Source organism: Pseudoalteromonas sp. KS88, assembly GCF_004766475.1.
In the GTDB taxonomy this organism is placed as follows: Bacteria; Pseudomonadota; Gammaproteobacteria; order Enterobacterales; family Alteromonadaceae; genus Pseudoalteromonas.
Map to the genome: position 1 here is coordinate 39959 of NZ_PYHV01000005.1, position 17674 is coordinate 57632.

At 41.1% G+C, this 17674-nt stretch carries 14 protein-coding genes; 3 read left to right on the plus strand and 11 right to left on the minus strand.

The features are described 5' to 3' along the window. Positions 1–50: 50 nt before the first annotated feature. The 3 genes from iadA to C7Y70_RS02570 form a co-directional block, all read right to left on the minus strand. Positions 51–1217, minus strand: a complete 1167-nt coding sequence (gene iadA / locus C7Y70_RS02560) for a beta-aspartyl-peptidase (RefSeq protein WP_135473262.1) — start codon at positions 1215–1217, stop codon at positions 51–53. Positions 1218–1229: 12 nt separating this feature from the next. Beyond that, on the minus strand, positions 1230–2636 hold the full coding sequence (yfcC, locus tag C7Y70_RS02565) for a putative basic amino acid antiporter YfcC (RefSeq protein WP_135473263.1): 1407 nt from the start codon (positions 2634–2636) through the stop codon (positions 1230–1232). Between the two features lie 152 nt (positions 2637–2788). After that, positions 2789–5716 carry a TonB-dependent receptor gene (locus tag C7Y70_RS02570; RefSeq protein WP_135473264.1) on the minus strand — a complete coding sequence of 976 codons (2928 nt, stop codon included), beginning with the start codon at positions 5714–5716 and terminating at the stop codon, positions 2789–2791. 444 nt (positions 5717–6160) lie between these two features. Here C7Y70_RS02570 and C7Y70_RS02575 point away from each other — a divergent pair, with 444 nt between their 5' ends. Beyond that, positions 6161–7861 carry a cyanophycinase gene (locus tag C7Y70_RS02575; protein ID WP_135473265.1) on the plus strand — a complete coding sequence of 567 codons (1701 nt, stop codon included), beginning with the start codon at positions 6161–6163 and terminating at the stop codon, positions 7859–7861. Between the two features lie 74 nt (positions 7862–7935). On the opposite strand, the gene C7Y70_RS02580 is transcribed toward C7Y70_RS02575, so the two are convergent. From C7Y70_RS02580 to C7Y70_RS02605, 6 genes are all read right to left on the minus strand, one after another. Further along, entirely contained in the window at positions 7936–9048 is a 1113-nt protein-coding gene (locus tag C7Y70_RS02580; RefSeq protein WP_099296644.1) for a HupE/UreJ family protein, read from the minus strand. After that, positions 9045–10052, minus strand: coding sequence for a hypothetical protein (locus tag C7Y70_RS02585; protein ID WP_135473266.1), 1008 nt, complete (start codon positions 10050–10052; stop codon positions 9045–9047). The genes C7Y70_RS02580 and C7Y70_RS02585 overlap by 4 nt, the downstream gene beginning before the upstream one ends. Positions 10053–10102: 50 nt before the next feature. Continuing rightward, on the minus strand, positions 10103–10618 hold the full coding sequence (locus tag C7Y70_RS02590; RefSeq protein WP_135473267.1) for an Ig-like domain-containing protein: 516 nt from the start codon (positions 10616–10618) through the stop codon (positions 10103–10105). Between the two features lie 10 nt (positions 10619–10628). Then, positions 10629–12221: a DUF4331 domain-containing protein gene (locus C7Y70_RS02595; RefSeq protein WP_099296647.1), complete on the minus strand. Its 1593-nt coding sequence runs from the start codon at positions 12219–12221 to the stop codon at positions 10629–10631. Positions 12222–12488: 267 nt separating this feature from the next. Further along, the gene (locus C7Y70_RS02600; protein WP_135473268.1) at positions 12489–13184 is read right to left on the minus strand and encodes an anti-sigma factor; all 696 of its coding nucleotides are present in this window, start codon (positions 13182–13184) and stop codon (positions 12489–12491) included. Continuing rightward, complete coding sequence (locus tag C7Y70_RS02605) at positions 13181–13720, minus strand: sigma-70 family RNA polymerase sigma factor (protein ID WP_135473269.1); 540 nt, start codon at positions 13718–13720, stop codon at positions 13181–13183. The genes C7Y70_RS02600 and C7Y70_RS02605 overlap by 4 nt, the downstream gene beginning before the upstream one ends. A gap of 266 nt (positions 13721–13986) precedes the next feature. Between C7Y70_RS02605 and C7Y70_RS02610 the strand changes: the two genes are divergently transcribed. Beyond that, positions 13987–15021, plus strand: coding sequence for a branched-chain amino acid aminotransferase (locus C7Y70_RS02610; protein ID WP_272897228.1), 1035 nt, complete (start codon positions 13987–13989; stop codon positions 15019–15021). Between the two features lie 272 nt (positions 15022–15293). After that, positions 15294–16919: a diacylglycerol kinase family protein gene (locus tag C7Y70_RS02615; protein ID WP_135473270.1), complete on the plus strand. Its 1626-nt coding sequence runs from the start codon at positions 15294–15296 to the stop codon at positions 16917–16919. Here the strand turns inward: C7Y70_RS02615 and C7Y70_RS02620 are convergent, their stop codons facing one another. Then, positions 16920–17183 (minus strand): VF530 family protein, encoded by a 264-nt coding sequence (locus tag C7Y70_RS02620; RefSeq protein WP_135473271.1) that lies wholly within the window; start codon positions 17181–17183, stop codon positions 16920–16922. Positions 17184–17283: 100 nt separating this feature from the next. Next, entirely contained in the window at positions 17284–17586 is a 303-nt protein-coding gene (locus C7Y70_RS02625) for a DUF1496 domain-containing protein (protein WP_135473272.1), read from the minus strand. Between the last annotated feature and the right edge of the window lie 88 nt (positions 17587–17674).

Here is a 17674-nt window from a genome sequence, read left to right on the forward strand (position 1 = left end):
AGTTCAAGTAAAGGTTTACTCAATTAAGGGGCAATTAAACGCCCCTTTTGTTACTCAAATGGCCCTTTTATCACTGCAAATCCATTGTCTACCATTAGACTGCCTTGGCTCCAAACATGCGTAGGCTTGAGGCTTTGGCTATCCATCAACACTAAATCAGCATCAGTGTTTATGGCTATATTGCCCTTTTTAAGGCCTAATACGTTGGCAGGGTTACTAGTTATAGCCATTAATGCGTGTTCAATACTTACACCATGCACATTGACAGCCTCTACAAAAGAGTCGTGTAAGGACGCTTCTTTACCCACCTCTAGGCCAATTAAATTAAAATCAGCATCAAAAATAGGCAGGCTGGCATGGCCGTCTGAACTCATTGTTAGCTTTGTTTTATCAACACCTTGGTCTAAACAATAAGCAAGGGCTCTTGCAGCTGCGTATTCACCGTTCGCTAAATCGTATTCAGTGGTGCTGGTGGTAAAGTCAATCGTGCCACCGCCTTTACAAAACTCAATACCGGCATCTAACAGGGCTTTATTACGGTTCATATGAGTAGGGTAAAACTGCGCTAACGAGATATCTGTCTGTTGCTCAATATCATGCAAAATGCTGAGATGGGTATCAACAGGGCCCACATGAATACTCACCGTGCCTTTTTTACCGCTGAGCATTCCTGCCACTTTAGCTTGTGCGGCAAGTTCTGCTAGTTGCTGAACCGTAGGTTGACTACTGCGGTGATCTGAAATGGCCACTTCACCGACACCAATAAACTCGTCAATATACATCAAATCATCAGTAATAGAGCCCGTGAGGGTTTTTGCCGGAAGGTGATACGAACCCGTGTGACAAAATACATTTAAGCCCAACTCTTTTAATCCTTTCGCTTTTGCGACTAAATTAGTGAGCGTTCGGCTGCTTGAATCTGTACCAAGTGCTGCAACAACGGTGGTTATGCCATGTAAGGTGGCATCGGTTAAGTTCATTTCAGGTGTACGGCTGGCAAAGCCTGCTTCGCCACCGCCGCCCGTAATATGTACCAGTGAATCAACAAAGCCGGGTGTGAGTATACAGCCTGTACCGTCAATTACTTTTATATTTGTATTGCTGTCTATATTTATCTTTTTTTGAAGATCAACGATTTTACTTCCAGCTATTAGTACATCCATTTTCCCATGAGGGGTGGGGGTGTAAAGGTGTGCCCCACAAATAAGTGTTAACATATAAACGTCTTTTTATTGATAATTAATAAAATAAGCAAGAAAGATAAAGCCGCTTGCTAATGCAAAAAGTGCTGCGGTAAAACGCCAAATAAAGGCCGCCCATTCGCTCCAATCTAATTTAACAATTCCTAAGCAGCCAATGAGGCTGGCAGAGGTAGGTATGAGTATATTAGTGAGTCCATCGCCCAACTGAAAAGCCAGTACCACGATTTGACGAGATACGTTGAGTAAATCGCCTAAAGGAGCCATTAAAGGCATGGTGATAGCAGCTTGCCCCGATCCTGATGAAACAAAGAAGTTAAATACACTTTGAAATAACAACATTCCCCATGCCGCAACGTAGTCAGGCACGGCAGCGATACTACTTGCACTGTAATACAAAAGCGTATTGAGTGTAGAGGGCGCGCTCAAATCGCTGCCGCCTAAAAGCAGTACAACGCCTTTTGCCAATGCGACTAATAGGGCGGCGGGTAATAACTCTTGCGCACCATGTTTAAAGGCATCGGCACTTTCATTGGCGCTTTGTTTGTTAAACACACTGGCAATAAAAGCACTGACTAAACCTATACAGAAAAACTGTGCTGCCAGCTCAGGAATGTAGTACTGGCGAGCCATGACGCCCCAGATAACCCAGGCAATACCAGCAACAAAGGTCACTAGAATTAGTTTGTCGGCAATATCTAGCGTTGGTTGGTTACTTGGCTGTGTTTGTTCAGTTTTGGTCTGCCTTATTGAATTGGCGTAGCGCACAGTAAATACCAAGCCAAACAGCGTGAATACACACCAAGCCGCCATTCTAAAACCTGCGCCAGAAAATACCGGGATCTCTGCAATAGATTGGGCAATAGCAATGCTAAATGGGTTCATCCATGAGGTGGCAAAACCAATTTGAGTTGCTACGTAGGTCGTTAAGACCGTGACTTTTGCGTCATAGCCTAGTTGCTTCATGATAGGCAGTAGCACAATGCAAAAAGCAATGGCTTCTTCGCCCATGCCAAATACGGCGCCACCCAACGAAAATAATAAAAATATGAGTGGGATAAACAGCCATTCAACACGTTGTGTTTTATGAATGAGGGCCATAATACCGTTATTAATAGCACCCGTTTTCATAATAATGCCAAATGCACCACCGGTAATGAGTATAAACGCCATTACACCTATGGTTGCGCCATATTTATCGCCCGATACAAGCCCTTCAAATAGCACATTTGCAAGGCCTATTTCACCGCCTTCGGCAAAAATAGGTGCTGTTGTGCTCTGTGTGACAGGTTGGTATTGAGCAAGTTCAACTCGGTTGCTGCCCTGCTCAGCATTAAAAAAACCGGGTGTAATAAATAAGGTGGCCAGGTAGGCAATAACAGCCACTGATAACAAGATGATACTTGCATCAGGCATGGTAAATTGTTTGTTTTTCATAATTTCACTTTTAACCAAGGAAGGTTATTGCTTAAAAAGATCAGCATCCAATAAGTCTAACACTCATAATAAGTGGCACAACAATTTAACTGTTGCGCCACTGAGTGCAATTTGGATGGTGTAGCGGATAGCACGGCTATCCGCAAGTAACTTTAAAAGCGATAGCTGGCACTAAGCGTGTAGCGTGTGCCGAAGGCATTGTGATTTATTGAGTCAAAACCACGGCTTGAACCATATAGTTTAGGCGGCTCTTTATCAAAAATGTTATCTATACGCACTCTTATCGCGAGTGCATCGTTAACAAAATAACCTGCTGATAAATCCCACACTAGCCAATCATCCACTTGGTGGTTACCTTGTGAATCAAGTTCACCGAGCTCATCAAGCTCGTCAATTTGACGGCCTCTAAGTCCTTCAATATCATCTTCATAACTGCTGGTGTAGTTTGCGCCAAGGTTTAGGTAGTAGCTTTGTGCTTCCCAATCGATTGATACACGGCCGATGTTTTCAGGGTAGCGATAGGTACCAATGAGTTTTTCAATTGCATCAGAGCCCGGTTTATTACGCTCAAACTCAAGGTAGTGAGTACCGTCAAATGCAAATGTTAAGTCACCACCAGATAGTGTAAAGCGGTGATCAAACTTAATATCAATCCCTGCTAATGTCTGTGTGCCGGTGTTTTCAAGTGGGATAACATGATCACGGAATAATGGCAGAAATAGTTCATCATCTCGCGGGTTAAACTCAGTTATGTAATTTTCCAAAATTTCGCCTAAATTAGCGCCATCTTGTTCTATGTTTAATCCACTGTTGTCACTGATTTCACACAACTCACTATCATAAGAGATGCCTTGTTGGCCTTGTGGCACAATACCACAATGACGCAGTGAAGCATCTGTGCTGGCACGATCAAGTACCGCAGTCATGTTAGTATCAATCACTTCTTCGTGATCAAACTGCCAATAATCAACCGTTAAGTTAGTATCAACACTTGGGCTCCACGCAAAACCAATACTGATTGCTTCAGACTCTTCGGCTTTCAGGTTTTTATTTCCCAGTTCAAGAGAGTTAACGCTAACTTCGGTACCATCTCCCATACAGTATAGGTCAGACACGGATTGGTTCGCACCGCAATCAAAGGTTGATTGAGTGGTTCTTAATTTAACACCCGCTTGGGTCAATGAAGGTGCACGGAACGACGTTGACCACGAACCACGAACAACTAACGAGTCAGTAGGGCGATAGCTTAGGCCTATTTTCGGGTTAAATGTACCGCCAAAGTCATCATAATGATCGTAACGACCCGCTGCTTGTAATTCTACCTGGTCGGTCAATGACACATTCAGCTCAGCAAATGCAGCGTATTGAGTACGATCAGCCTCTGATAAGCTTGAACCAAAACCAAATACATCCACTAGGTAGCCGTTTTCAGGGCGTGCTTGCGAATCAAGTGATGGTATGTCGCTTAACTCTTCACGGCGAGCTTCAACACCAAATGAGGCATAAGCGGGTAAGTCATTAAAGGTAAATAGCTCACCGTTAAAGTTTGCATCCCAGCCGTATACGGTGCTTTCGCCACTACGGGTTGGGCGTGCCTGTGCCGTTGCTAAAACCGCATCATTAGCAGCATCGCCTTGCACAAATGGATTATAAAATGGCAGTAAGTCGCCTGATGCACAGTTAAGGTTTTCGCCATCATAACTTGCCAGTGTACCGTCTGAACATAACTCACCTGTAATTGCACCGTGGAATTGATAACGGTTATACACACCATCAATGGCTTCTTGTTCTGAACTTGAGCGAGAGAACGTTACGCCAGACTCCCAGCCCCAATCACCAATATCGCCAGCAAGGCTACTTACTAAGCGAAAGTTTTTGGTTTCTACTTCTACTGTACGTGGGGCATTAAAGCGTGCATCAAAACCAAAACCATAAACTTCGCGACCCGCTTGGGTATCAAATGGGTCAATGTAGAGCTTATCCATTAAATCATTACTGCCGTCTGCATTATCATAAATAAATAGTGCATCTTCTAAGATAAACGGGCCATCATCATCATTGATTTGATTAATAGGTGAAGGAGACGAATAGGCTCTAGACTTTGTTTGACTGTAGAAAAAGTCAGTGTGCCAATCAAGTTCACCCACATTGCTGTTAAACATGAATCCAGTTGATAGACTTTCAAATGGCGTGTCTAGGTAATCATCTTGATTTGGGTAGTAGGCACAAATTTGTTCACCAAATTCAGTAGTGACTAGCTCAGTTTTGCAGTTTGGAGCCGGTAACTCATTACCATCACGGCTACTGAAATAATAAATATTTGGTGAGTTTTCGAGTTTTGGTAAATACGAATAGCCATTAACCAATGAAGGCGATGCAGTGTAATCGCGATCGGTTGCTTTGAATGCGTTTCGGTCATAAATGTCGGCAAATACCGTTAAGTTACTGTCGCCAATTTTAGTACCATAAACCAAGTTTAATTGTTTTTTACCTTCATCGTGACTGTTAAAGCTGTTGCCTAAAGAGGCATTTATTTCAGCGCCTTCAAAGTCATCTTTTAAAATATAGTTGATTACACCAGCTACGGCATCAGCACCATAAACAGCTGAGGCACCCGTGGCTAAAATATCAATACGCTCGATGGCAGCCAGTGGAATAGAGTTTACATCGACGAAGTTTTCAGTGCCTGCAGCAAAAGAGCTGGGGGCAACACGACGACCATTAATAAGAGTTAATGTTGCTGAAGGGCCCATACCACGAAGGCTTGCAGCAGATTGGCCAGCCGGTGTTGAGGTTGAGGTGCCGCCACTTTCTGAAGTTGAAAAGGTGCCGCTGCCGCCTTTAAATACTGATAAGTCTTTTAATAACTCATGAATAGTATTCGCCCCTGAGCGCTTTATTGCGTCTTGGTCTAATACCGTTAATGGGATTGTACCTTCAAGGTCGACGCCTTTTAAGCGTGATCCAGTAATTTCTACTCGCTCAATGTTTGTTGATTCATCATTTTCTTGTGCATACACAGTGGTGACAGGGCAAAGCGATGCGCTTATTGCCGCTGCAATAGTTAGTTGACGAAACATATTAATTTACCTTTTGTCTTATTCTAGAGTCAAAACATGCTTTAAATACAGCAGCTTGCTCATTTTTATTATGATTTTTCCAATCGAATTGAGGCAAAATTAATAGCAGCGGCAAAGCGCAGCTAAAACTAATGTTATTTTAGTTTTTATTTGCTTTAAATTTGATTGGTTTCAGACAGGGCAGTGATGTTTAGACACAGTTAGCCCCTCACGAGAATGTGAGGTGTGGCTACTCGTCAAACCACTCCGAAAGGTAGTGAGGAGAGTAGAAATATGTACAAAGCGATGTTGCGTTTTTAAACATAATTCCAATCCAAAAGGTTTTTGACAAAGCTAGTTATTGAGTGCTAGCTTACTCGCGATTTAAAAGTTCCTTTTTTTTATAGCAAGCATAAAGAGACACTGCAAGCTATTTATCATTATATTTTACATGCGAGTAACATTATGGAAATCTTTCAGGAACAACTTAAGCTTAGGCGGTTTGATGGTTTTTTGGCAGCATCTTTGCTGATTTTAGCTTCATATTCTTCCACGATATCTGCAAATGAAAAAAATCAGACCTTGGTTCTAGTGGGAGGCGCTTTAACAACATGTTCAAGCATGAGCGCCAAAAACTGCCAAGATAAACAACAGTTAAGTGGTAAAAGCGCAAACCAATATCAATTAAACCGCGACACATTAAATCAAGTAAAATTAAATTGGCCCAATGATAATGCAGGACATCGCAATAAAACATTGCAAGTTTTAGCTACAATGGCACGCCAACATCCTTCACCTTATACCAAGAGCGATCTGCTGTGGGCATGGCGAGATTTAAACAACGCATTACTTAATCAATTAACCGATGTAGAGTACAACTTTGTTATCGATAGTATAGAAATACCAGTTGTTGATGCTAAGCAAGCGCGACTTAAAGAGGTCGTCAATACCACACTAAATAGTGAAACTGCGGCTAACGATATTTTAGATTTTATTTCGGCTACTGCGAAAGTAAGTGCAACTAAGCCTAGCCTTTTAGCTATTACAGCTTCTAGTCGCGATCCTTATGAATCAGCAGACTTTTATGAAGGATTACTTGATTTCAATGGTATTGCATCTAAGTGGCTGGCGTTGACACCCGCACTTGCAAGGGCGATCACCAGCGGGGAATGTGCTCAATTGACCAGTATCCGCGAAAAAACCATGAATGTGTATAATCGTGATGCTATCTACCCCGATCGTATTAAGGCAGAGTTGGCGCTGTGCGAGCAAGGTGTTGAAAATTTGGTTAAGGTAATTGAATCGGCAACAGGTGTCATGCTTAATGGCGGCGACCAAAGCTTAACACGCAAAGTATTATTCGATGATGCAGGTAAACCTTACCCGTGGACAGAAGCATTACGCTCACGTCCGTTGTTGGTAGGAACAAGCGCCGGTACTGCGATTCAAAGTGGTGGTAAAAATCAATATGGACAGGTGGCGATGATCACTAACGGCACAAGCCTTAGCGCTTTGCGTGATGGTGCTTTCGCTCAATCAGCACCTAGTGAACGCTGCACGACTGACTGTGATAAAGGTCTATCAGGTGACTCATTAACCTACCAAGGTGAGGGTGGACTAGGCAGCTTTAACTTCGGTATATTGGATACCCACTTTAGTGAGCGTGATCGTACGGCACGTTTGGCAACATTGTTAGATGCGACAAAGCAACCTTATGGATTTGGTGTTGATGAGACAACCGCATTGGTGGTTATAAACTCTGGTAGTTCTAAACTGATGACTGTGATTGGTAAAAATGGTGTTGTCTATTTACACAAGTCACACAGCGCAGAGGGTTTTAATTATTCGTATTGGCCTGTGGGCACACGCGTAAATATAACGAAGGATGGCTTTAGTATTAATGACAAAACAATCGCAAATGCATTGCCAAAAATGAAAATACCTCCTTTGCCTATGCAGCGTTTTACCAATATTTTTACTGATACTAAACTACGTTCGTTAACGCAAGCCATGTGCTTAACCAATGATACGCAAGCGACAGCACAACAAGATGAGTTTTCTGTTGCTATTTCAGGCAATGAAGACAGCCAATTTTACCGTGTTAACAGCTCAAAACATGGGTGTTTAGTTGACAATTTAGCTATTAAAATTAAACAGATTCAGTGAGTTTTTATAAAGGTCAACAGAACCTAAGCTAGGCAATATTAAAGCGATGGGCTTATCCCATCGCTTTATGTTATTTAAATTCGTTCTATCGACCATTGTACTGCTATCAATGCAATAATAAGAGAGCCTGCTGGCATCACCCATTTTTGATATACAGCATATCTTCTGCAGCTTATCAGTAAAGGTAAGGTAACGGCTAAAATAGCTAATTGACCTATTTCTACTCCTAAATTAAATGCTAACACACTGAGCAATTGATAGTCGTTTGATAAACCGAGCTCACCCAAAACACCCGCAAACCCCATACCGTGTAGTAGGCCAAATGCAAAGGTTATCCAGCCTAAACGCAATACCAATGGCCAAATATTATTTAGTGCAGCAAATAATACTGAAATGGCTATGCCAAATTCAACCCATCGGCTATTAGGTGAAAGCAGCTCCATTGCAGTTGCTGTCAACGTAATAGAGTGAGCCAAGGTAAACGCTGTTACTATCCAGGCGGTATGCTTAAAAATAGCAATTTTTGATGTGACTCCTTGCCATTTACTATCTTTTCTTACCAATACGCAGGTAAGTAATAACGCAATTAAAAATAGAATATGATCAAGACCTAGCCAAATATGCAATATCCCTTGATAGACATATTGTTTAAATGTTGCGAGGTAACTGGTGCTTGTAAAGTCGAACGCCTGGGTTGCTTGATCAGCGCTCATAACACGCGTTTGCGAGTTCACAGTGGTGATGACCTTGTGATTAGCGTCGATATCAAAAAATGCGCTGTATGTAAGTATTATCGCGCTTTTTTCAGCACAGTTTACGCTTATGGGCAATACAACATACGGTTGATTAAAGTGATTATCGAGCTTCAAATCGTTGTCGCTTTGTACAAGGCAGGCTTGTTCGTCAGGTGATGATATCTTGATTGATGCATACATAAACTCATTTAAGGCAGCACGCTTGGCGGTGATTTCATGCCAAGCAATATTGCCATCTTGATTAAGATCGAATGCAATTTTATGTTCTAAATCAATCAGCGGGATCTGCCAAGTACCGCTAAACTCATTAAGTGTTTCAGATGATTCAACTTTATTTAAACTGAGATAGCTGGTACTAAGTTGATGAGCAAAAGCGGTGCTGCTGAGTAATAGGCACACACTATACAATAAACTGTGAATGTAATATTTCATAACTTTGCCCCTTTTGCGCGTGCCAATAGCTGCTGGTCTGCTTGTAGCTTTGCCTGCTGCCAATTAATTTTTGCCCAATAAAGTGCTTTATCAGGCTGTTGATCAAGGTCTAAATAATAACGAGCAAGATCGCTGGCATGAAATACATCTTGGCGCAGTTCTCTTAATTGCACGCGTTTTGACATAAGAGTTTGCCATTGAGTTTGTGGGTTTTTTGTGTTGTTTCGCTCGGCAATCGCTAAACGAAGTAATAATGCATCTTCTAAATTTTCATTATCGTGAGTTAGTGAAGGTAAAGAGTTCAGTATTTTTTGATAAGACCCTAAAGCTAAATGAATATCAGCCCACAATACAACCAAACTGACAGGGGCTGTATTTAACTCAATTGAGCGAATATGATCCAATGCTGCTTTTGGTTTATTAAGCCTAAGCGCCATCTCACCAAGCACATGACGGGTGGTTTCATTTTGCTTATTAATAACAATACTATTTTTTAAACTTTGATAGCTTTGTGTTAATTGGCCATCTTGACTTAATGCATCTAATGCACATGTGTTTACTACATCCATAGGTGCTAAGCCTACAAGATTTAAGCATTGTTGTTTTGCTGCGGTGAATTTGCCTTGTACCATCAACATATTTGCTTGAAGTAGATGGCTATTAACGTGTTGGGGGTCTTTTTGTAAAACTTCTTGAGTAATACTTAATGCTTGTTCAAATTGATGTTCACGTTGTAAAACACGAGCGTACATGTAACCAATATCGGGTGTTTTAGATTGTTTGTAGCGCAATTCTAATTGTGATTTTAACAGCCCTTGGCGTAATTCTGTTTGACCTACTTGCTGTGTTGTAATGAGTAATGCCATTAACTCATTATTATTCAATACCGCCGTACTAACAGAGCGTGCCTTGGCTATTATAGTGTTATCGGCAGGTATAATGGGTTCAGCGAATAAACAAGGTGAAAGTACTAGAGCAAAGTAAGTAAAGGCACGAATCAACATAGTGTCTCCTAAAAAGGCCTTCCATGGCCTGCAAGTTGGTATTAAAAAGCTTAATTATCCGTTAGCAAGTCGTCATAATTGACTTTTGCATCGGCATTAGTAAAGGTACGTCCGTTAACACTTAGCGGCTTGTCTGTAGGCGCTTGATTAAACGCAGCACGACTAAACTGGGCAAAGTCAACTTCCAGTACTTCAATTGTAATATCAACCATGGCAGTTACTTGTTCATTGACACCATCGCTTACAGCAAAAGTAAAACTGTCTGTGCCAGTTGCTTCTGCATTTGGTGTGTAAACATAGCTACCATCAGTATTAACTACAACCATGCCTAGCATAGGTTCAGTGACTAAACTAAATGTCAGCGTATCACCCTCAGGATCAGTGCCTTGTAGCATATCTTCAATGGTTACTTCGGTTTGTGTTGTAACCATTTCTGCAGATGCGGTAGGTGCTTTATTCACCACTGGTGGTGGCTCTACGCTATTTTTGTCATCATCGTTATTACAGCCACTAAGCACCAAAACTGTGAGTAGGGTCGCAATGTGTGATAATTTTAACTGTTGCATGAGTTTCTCCTTATTTAGACCCTGCAAGCGGTGTTGCAAGGTACGGGAAAGTTGAATCCATCATCGTTGCGTCAAGTGGAGCACCATCAGTAAACGGCACGTTACCGACACTTGCATCATCACTGGTACACAGGCCTAAATCAGTATCGGTGCCATTTACAGGCACTGGGTAACATAGGCGGCCCATAACAACACGCAGGGCAATATCGACTACATCATCACCAGGGCGACGACCATTTGGGAAACCCGCTAAATCATCACCAGCAACACCAAAAGCAGATTGATCGGCTTGCGCTTTTGCGGCAATAGCCGTATTTAGGCGTAGCATTTCGGCGCCCGTGACCGTTGCTAATTGGTTAACACCAGGGAAGCCAGTTAAAAATGCTGTAACTAGGTCATTTCTAGGAAAGTTAGTTGGAGCAAGTGTTTCTAGGTTAGCGCCAAGCGTTGTATTTACTGCATCTTTAAAGAGAATATTCAGTAGCTCAGGTAATGAAGGGTGTGTCACATAGTCAATAAACTGTGCGTCGTCTTTTGGTTGAGATGTTGAGAATGTATCTTTATCTTTTAAACCAATAACAAGTTCGTTGACCAGTGGGTTACCTAATCGCGATACTTGTGTTAACGCTCCGCCGTTAGCCGCATTGTTAGCAAATTTTGCATTTGGATTTAAAATACGTGCTTGCGGTAAGCTTGCAGTAGTCCATGAGCCAATAGTGCCATTACCTTCGCCAGTTACGCATGCCTTAGGAACTTCAACAGCAATGGCGGTTACATTCTTATCCTTAAGGTCATCATTATCCATACTTTGTGTTATGCCGCCTGGGAAGCCTTCGCCATCACCTGCACCTGGTGCACTATCACCTTCTACTGGAACGTAGTTAACCAAATCAAATGTTTTACCTAGGTTTACAACAAATGGGTCTTTACGTTGTCCAACAAATACTTTTGCCATAGCGTCGCAGCCAGGAACAGCTACATTATAAACAAATTGATCGGCGTACGTTTTGTAGCCGTCCATTGAGCTAAATGTTTTATTACCAATATAATCAAGTGGTTTACCAAACTCGTTTGTATTCGTGTTGCTGTTAGTGAGCATCGTTTTTGTGCCAGTGCGCATAGGGCCTGATATCATGCTCATGGTGTATGATTCGCTAAAATTAACCGCTGAATTATCACCAGAGGCAACACCACCTACATTTTTTAAAGGCACAGCGACAGTGCGCTGGTTATCAGCAGGGCCAACTGTTAACGCTACGCCATTATTATCATTTGGCAGCATGCTTTTAAAGTTGAAGGCAAAAGTAATGTCTTCAACAGCATCACCATCGTTATCAATATGAATACTGTAAGTGGCATCAGGATCCATAGCGAAATAATTTGGCCCGCCATAACCATCTTGCAATGGAATATAGTTGGCAATAAATGTCACGTAGTCGCCTCGGCCTTGCTCATAACTATTAAATGCATAAAAGTCGGTTGAGTCTAACGTTGGAAAGCGACTAATGTTTGGCGCCTCACGGTGGCTAGATGCCTCAATTGGGACGCTTACTAAGGTGCTGCATACTACTACTGCTAAAATGGACGGAGTTAATACTTTCATGATTGCTTCCTTTAGTTTTAGATTATATTCATAGCTAATAACGGGGGAGCGGTTTGATTGGATGCAGGAAATGTAAGATTAATTTAAATAAATGTGAAATTTACTCTTATGTCACTGATTATATTGCTTTTTTATTTTTTATTATTTTGCATTATTGTTATGGATTACAGTGCGCTAATTAACAAAAGCCAAAAAGCCAGCTAATGCTGGCTTTGTATTATTTCACTGAATAGTGGGAATGCATTTTAATTACTTAAGGTGCATTTGTTAAAGCAATATAAGCTCTGTTGTATACAATACTTCTGTAGGCAGACCCGTAGGTGAGCCACCAATTGGCTCTAAACTAATCGCCAGTAGTGCAATATCTTGGGCACTAAAACGGCTATCTTTGAGCAATGATTTGACGCCATCTTTTGGTAAAATACCTAAAGAAATGGGGGTATCTTGGCCTTTGAGAATCATCCATAATTGGTAGTCTTTATCGTTTCTTGCAACTAATTTGTCACTGGCTTTAATAGATAAGTTTTGCTCATCTATATCAATAAACCACAATGGTTGCTCTGTTGCATCTTTAAACAAAGCAATTTGTTGTGTGGGTTGCACCGGCGCTTGTGGCTGCCAAATAATCACTGCAAGTATAATACTGGCCGCTGTCGCAATTAAAGACCATGCCTTCCAAATATGTGCTTTGGGCTTGATGACATTTGAGTCAGTGGATGATTGTATTGGCTTAGAAGCATCGATACGCTGAGATATAATTTGCCAAACTTTATCACTTGGTTGCTCTGATTGTATTGAGCTCGCTAAGTTATTTAAGTGTTGTTCCCATATCCACGTTGCTTCTCTAATACGTGTAGAAGTGAGCATTAAGCGTTGAAAACGCTTACGAGCTGAGCCTGTAAGTGTGCCTAAAACATACTCTGCTGCAAGCATATCTATCAGCTTTTGATTGTCATAATTCATAGCGTTAAGCACCTCTGCAGCTGTTGTAAGCCCCGTCTGATCCAGCTTTTAACTGTGCCAAGTGGAGTGTCTACGTGATCCACCAATTCGCTGTGAGTTAACCCTTTATAATAGGCTAAATGGATCGCTTGTTTTTGCTGCTCATCCAATTGTTCCATACAATCAACGAGTTTAGTTTTATCTTCGTAATCGACAGTTATTGCAGTATCTGCAACAGGTTCAAAGTGATCGTTGTCATCATCTAGGCTTTGTTCTTTACGAACCTTATGATAACGCAGTGAATCTAAGCTTCGATACCGTACAATACTGATCATCCAGCTAATAACAGTTCCTTTGCTGGCTTGGTATTCAGATGCGTTATGCCATATTTTAACGAACGCATCTTGCAATGCTTCTTCCGCATGAGCGCGATTTGTTAACATTTTTAAGCTGATGGCAAATAGTTTTGGGCTGGTTGCATTATATAGTTTTGCAAAAGCCTGTTTATTTCCTTGCGCTGTTTGACTCAGCAGCGGTAATAGTTCATCGATTTCCATAGAGTTCCTGTTGTTATTATTAGTAAACGTTTGAGGTTGATAATTGGATGCAAAATAAATTGTAGGGTTAAGTGCAGAGTATAATGCTTTAAATCTAGCAGTGATTTACGGCTTGGCAAGCATAGTCGATCAGTTTTTAAGCATACTAAACGTATTAAATTAATACAATTAAAGCAAAAATAGGCTAAAAGGTTAAAAAAATGTGTTTTTCCATAATAAAAGCACCCTTTTAGATATGGTTAAACAGTGGGTGAATGTAATACACTGTGGGAAAAGCACACAACACAAGAGAGATTAAAATGGCAGCATTTGGTACGGTATTTATGCCACAAATGATCCAAGCGAGATTTACTGATAATGCTTGGAGTGAGAGTGAAATTGTTCCATCAGATAAAATAGAACTACACGCTGGAGCACACGTTCTTCACTATTCGAGTACATGTTTTGAAGGTTTAAAAGCATTTCGCCATGATGATGGCTCAGTATACATTTTCAGAATGGATGCAAATATTGCGCGTATGCAGCAAAGCTCGAAGTTATTAAGTTTGCCAAGCTTTGAAGGGCCAAAGCTTAAAACAATGATCACAGATATAGTAAAAGAATACGCCGACGAAACACCTTTACCACCGGGATCAATGTACATTCGTCCAACGCACATTGGCACTGAAGCTGCAATTGGCAAAGCGGCGGTTCCCTCTGCAAGTTCACTTATGTATGTATTGCTTTCACCAGTAGGGGATTACTTCGCTGGTGGCTCAACCGCACTGCGCGTATTACTAGAAGAAGATGGTATGCGCTGTGCGCCGCACATGGGAATGGTTAAAAGTGGTGGTAATTATGCCAGTGCATTGGCACCAATTTCAGCAGCCCGTGAAAAATACCAAGCAGATCAAATTTTATTTTGCCCAGGTGGTGACGTACAAGAAACCGGTGCTGCTAACTTTATTTTAATTGATGGTAACGAGATCATCACCAAAGCGCTCGACAGCACATTTTTACACGGTGTAACACGCCACAGTATTTTGACTATTGCCAAAGATTTAGGCATGACAGTGTCAGAACGTAACTTTACAGTTACTGAATTATTAGAGCGTGCAGCTAAGCCAGGCACTGAGGCTGCGCTTTCTGGTACAGCTGCTGTGCTCACTGCGGTGGGGACTTTTATTCATAATGATAAAGAATATAAAGTAGGTACTGGCGAGCCGGGTCCAACGACAACCCGTTTACGTCAAGCATTGAATGATATTCAGTGGGGTAAAGCACCAGATACACATGGTTGGTTAACCAAAGTAGACGTTTAATTTCTGTGTAATTCATTATGCCTAAGAGAAAGCTAGCCATAATACTGGTATGCTGAAACTTGGGCTTTTTCATTTCAATATCCTACCCTTAAACTGTAAGTAACTCACACCTGTGTGTAAAATCAACGCAAAGCTTTCAAAATGAAAATTTTAGTTATTGAAATATAACAACTTTTATTTTAATTATCTCGGCGTAATTATTGCAAACTAACCTACAAAGTGGTTTGTTCATTCAGTACTAACCACATAAAATTAATAACAAAGGAGAATCTATGTGGGCCGCAATTAGTTATATTGTATTGGCAGTGGTTTTTATTGTGATGGGCTGGCAAGTTGATGCTGTTTATTTTTCCATTATGTTTTATTGGACTGCACTGTCATTGCTACTTGTAGGTGGTGCGTATGTGTTTAACGTAGCCAAAATTTTTCGTAAGCGTGAAAACGGAGTCATTCCCTTTTATATCCGCTGGGCTTTTGTGCCTTTTTTATTGGGTGCACAAGTGTACAACGCTTGGAGCCGAAAAAGAGATAAAGTACCGCCATTACAACAGATAAATGATCACTTATTTTTAGCGTGTCGCTTATTTCCTTCAGACATAGACACCATGAAAGAGAATAATATTACAGCTATCTTGGATGTAACTTGCGAGTTCGATGGACTAGAATGGTCATCCACTCAAGAGAATATCAAATACCTGAATATCCCTGTACTTGATCATCGCGTGCCTACGCGATCACAGCTTAATCAAGCTTTAAACTGGATTGACCATCATATTAAAGCTAATCGCCGTGTGGTGGTGCATTGTGCACTGGGTCGTGGACGGTCAGTATTTGTTATGGCAGCTTATTTATTGAGTCAAAATAAGGACGCTGATGTTCATCAAGTATTAGCACAAATTAAAGAGACCCGTGAAACAGCTAACCTCAATAAACACCAATTACGTCATTTAGTTAAACGCCATCGTAGTGGGGAGTTACTTATAAAAAATAAAGCAGTGTTAATTGCAAACCCAGTATCTGGTACAAAACTGTGGCAACAAAAAAAGGACATGATTATTAATCGCTTGTCTGCCTATTACGATTTGACAGTGTTAACAACCTCAAAAGAAGAAAATGGTATTGTATTAGCAAAGCAAGCTATGAGTGACAGCCCAAATTTGATTATTGCCTGTGGCGGCGATGGAACAGTTACAGAGGTTGCCAGTGTACTTGTTAATACCGATTGTAAACTCGGCATAATTCCGTTGGGTACAGCTAATGCCCTTGCTCATGTTTTGATGGGGATAAAATCTAAATTAATCCCTGTTGAAACGGCATGTGACCTTATCATAGATGGTCAAACTCAACGTATGGATACAGCTTACTGTAATGGCGAGCTTATGCTGCTATTGGCTGGAATTGGCTTTGAGCAAACGATGATCGAAAAAGCTGATCGCGAAAGTAAGAACGCGGTTGGCCAAGTTGCATACTTACAAGGTTTTTGGCAGGCATTAGGTCAGCAAAAAGCGCAAAAGTTGAGTGTAAAGTTAGATGACAATGCGCCTCAAGAATTATTTACAAACAGTCTGATTGTTGCCAATGCTGCGCCGTTTACTACATTGTTGGCCCAAGCTAACGGTCAGCCGGATCACAATGATGGCTTACTAGATGTTAATTGGCTAACGCCCAATGTAGATAATTCGACCAATGTGCTTAGCATTGCAGAGCTTGTTTTAAGCAGTGTAACGCAGGCTCACTTAGCGATAAACTCGCACCACACCAATGCTCGTCGGGTGGTGGTAAGCGCTGATGATGAGGTTAAATATGTCATAGATGGTGAAGTTAAAACAGCAAATGAATTAGTGATCGAAATTGAACCTAGCTCACTCGCTGTAGTGTGTGCAGAGCAGCCAGTTTAATTACTTTTTAATACTTGGCCAGACGAAGCCGCCTGCTTGCGGCTTTGTTTCAACACAGTTATCAAGATAAAGCTGTTCTACCTTAGTGCGTGCCCAAGGGGTTTTGCGTAAAAATTTAAGGCTCGATTTAACGCTAGGATCAGACTTAAAGCAGCGAATGTCCACTTGTTCGCCCATGGCTTTCCAGCCGATTGTTTGTTCAAGTTTTACGACGATTTGTTCAAGTGTTATACCGTGCAATGGATTGTTAGCTTGCTGATTCATAATTCACTATAGCGTTAAAAAATTCGGGGCTATTGTAGCCTAAGTGGCCGGTGATACCAACGCGATATCTTTGTGCAGTATTAAATAACCCCAGTTTTGGCTAATTAACCCGAATTGTTTTAGGTGCTTTTGGATAAATAATCTCGTTTTCATCACTGAGCATTAACCACATCAATGAACTATTATTATGTTGCGGTTTTTTTGCAGTACATATGACTTTTAAATTAGCCATGATAACGACAGCACCTTCACTGTAGCGTTTATCATCAAACCAACAGACAGATTGCTGGTTAATAACATCTTGTGGATTTAATAATAATGTTGTTTTTAGATTGTCTCCAAAGCTATTTACAGAGTAAATAAAACAAACAAAACATAGACCTATAGTAGTTAAAATTCTCATATTCAGCCTTTGCATTAAAAAATAACTCCACTAAGCTTATACCCAAGTTACCAAGAATTACCAGTAGCAATTTTTCAATTGGTTGCTA

Bases quoted from the DNA above. Each gene is read 5' to 3' on its own strand.
- C7Y70_RS02595 (WP_099296647.1), bottom strand. From the start codon at position 12,221: ATGAAAGTATTAACTCCGTCCATTTTAGCAGTAGTAGTATGCAGCACC.
- C7Y70_RS02620 (WP_135473271.1), bottom strand. From the start codon at position 17,183: ATGAATCAGCAAGCTAACAATCCATTGCACGGTATAACACTTGAACAA.
- C7Y70_RS02580 (WP_099296644.1), bottom strand. From the start codon at position 9,048: ATGAAATATTACATTCACAGTTTATTGTATAGTGTGTGCCTATTACTC.
- iadA (WP_135473262.1), bottom strand. From the start codon at position 1,217: ATGTTAACACTTATTTGTGGGGCACACCTTTACACCCCCACCCCTCAT.
- C7Y70_RS02575 (WP_135473265.1), top strand. From the start codon at position 6,161: ATGGAAATCTTTCAGGAACAACTTAAGCTTAGGCGGTTTGATGGTTTT.
- yfcC (WP_135473263.1), bottom strand. From the start codon at position 2,636: ATGAAAAACAAACAATTTACCATGCCTGATGCAAGTATCATCTTGTTA.
- C7Y70_RS02600 (WP_135473268.1), bottom strand. From the start codon at position 13,184: ATGAATTATGACAATCAAAAGCTGATAGATATGCTTGCAGCAGAGTAT.
- C7Y70_RS02570 (WP_135473264.1), bottom strand. From the start codon at position 5,716: ATGTTTCGTCAACTAACTATTGCAGCGGCAATAAGCGCATCGCTTTGC.
- C7Y70_RS02590 (WP_135473267.1), bottom strand. From the start codon at position 10,618: ATGCAACAGTTAAAATTATCACACATTGCGACCCTACTCACAGTTTTG.
- C7Y70_RS02625 (WP_135473272.1), bottom strand. From the start codon at position 17,586: ATGAGAATTTTAACTACTATAGGTCTATGTTTTGTTTGTTTTATTTAC.
- C7Y70_RS02585 (WP_135473266.1), bottom strand. From the start codon at position 10,052: ATGTTGATTCGTGCCTTTACTTACTTTGCTCTAGTACTTTCACCTTGT.
- C7Y70_RS02605 (WP_135473269.1), bottom strand. From the start codon at position 13,720: ATGGAAATCGATGAACTATTACCGCTGCTGAGTCAAACAGCGCAAGGA.
- C7Y70_RS02615 (WP_135473270.1), top strand. From the start codon at position 15,294: ATGTGGGCCGCAATTAGTTATATTGTATTGGCAGTGGTTTTTATTGTG.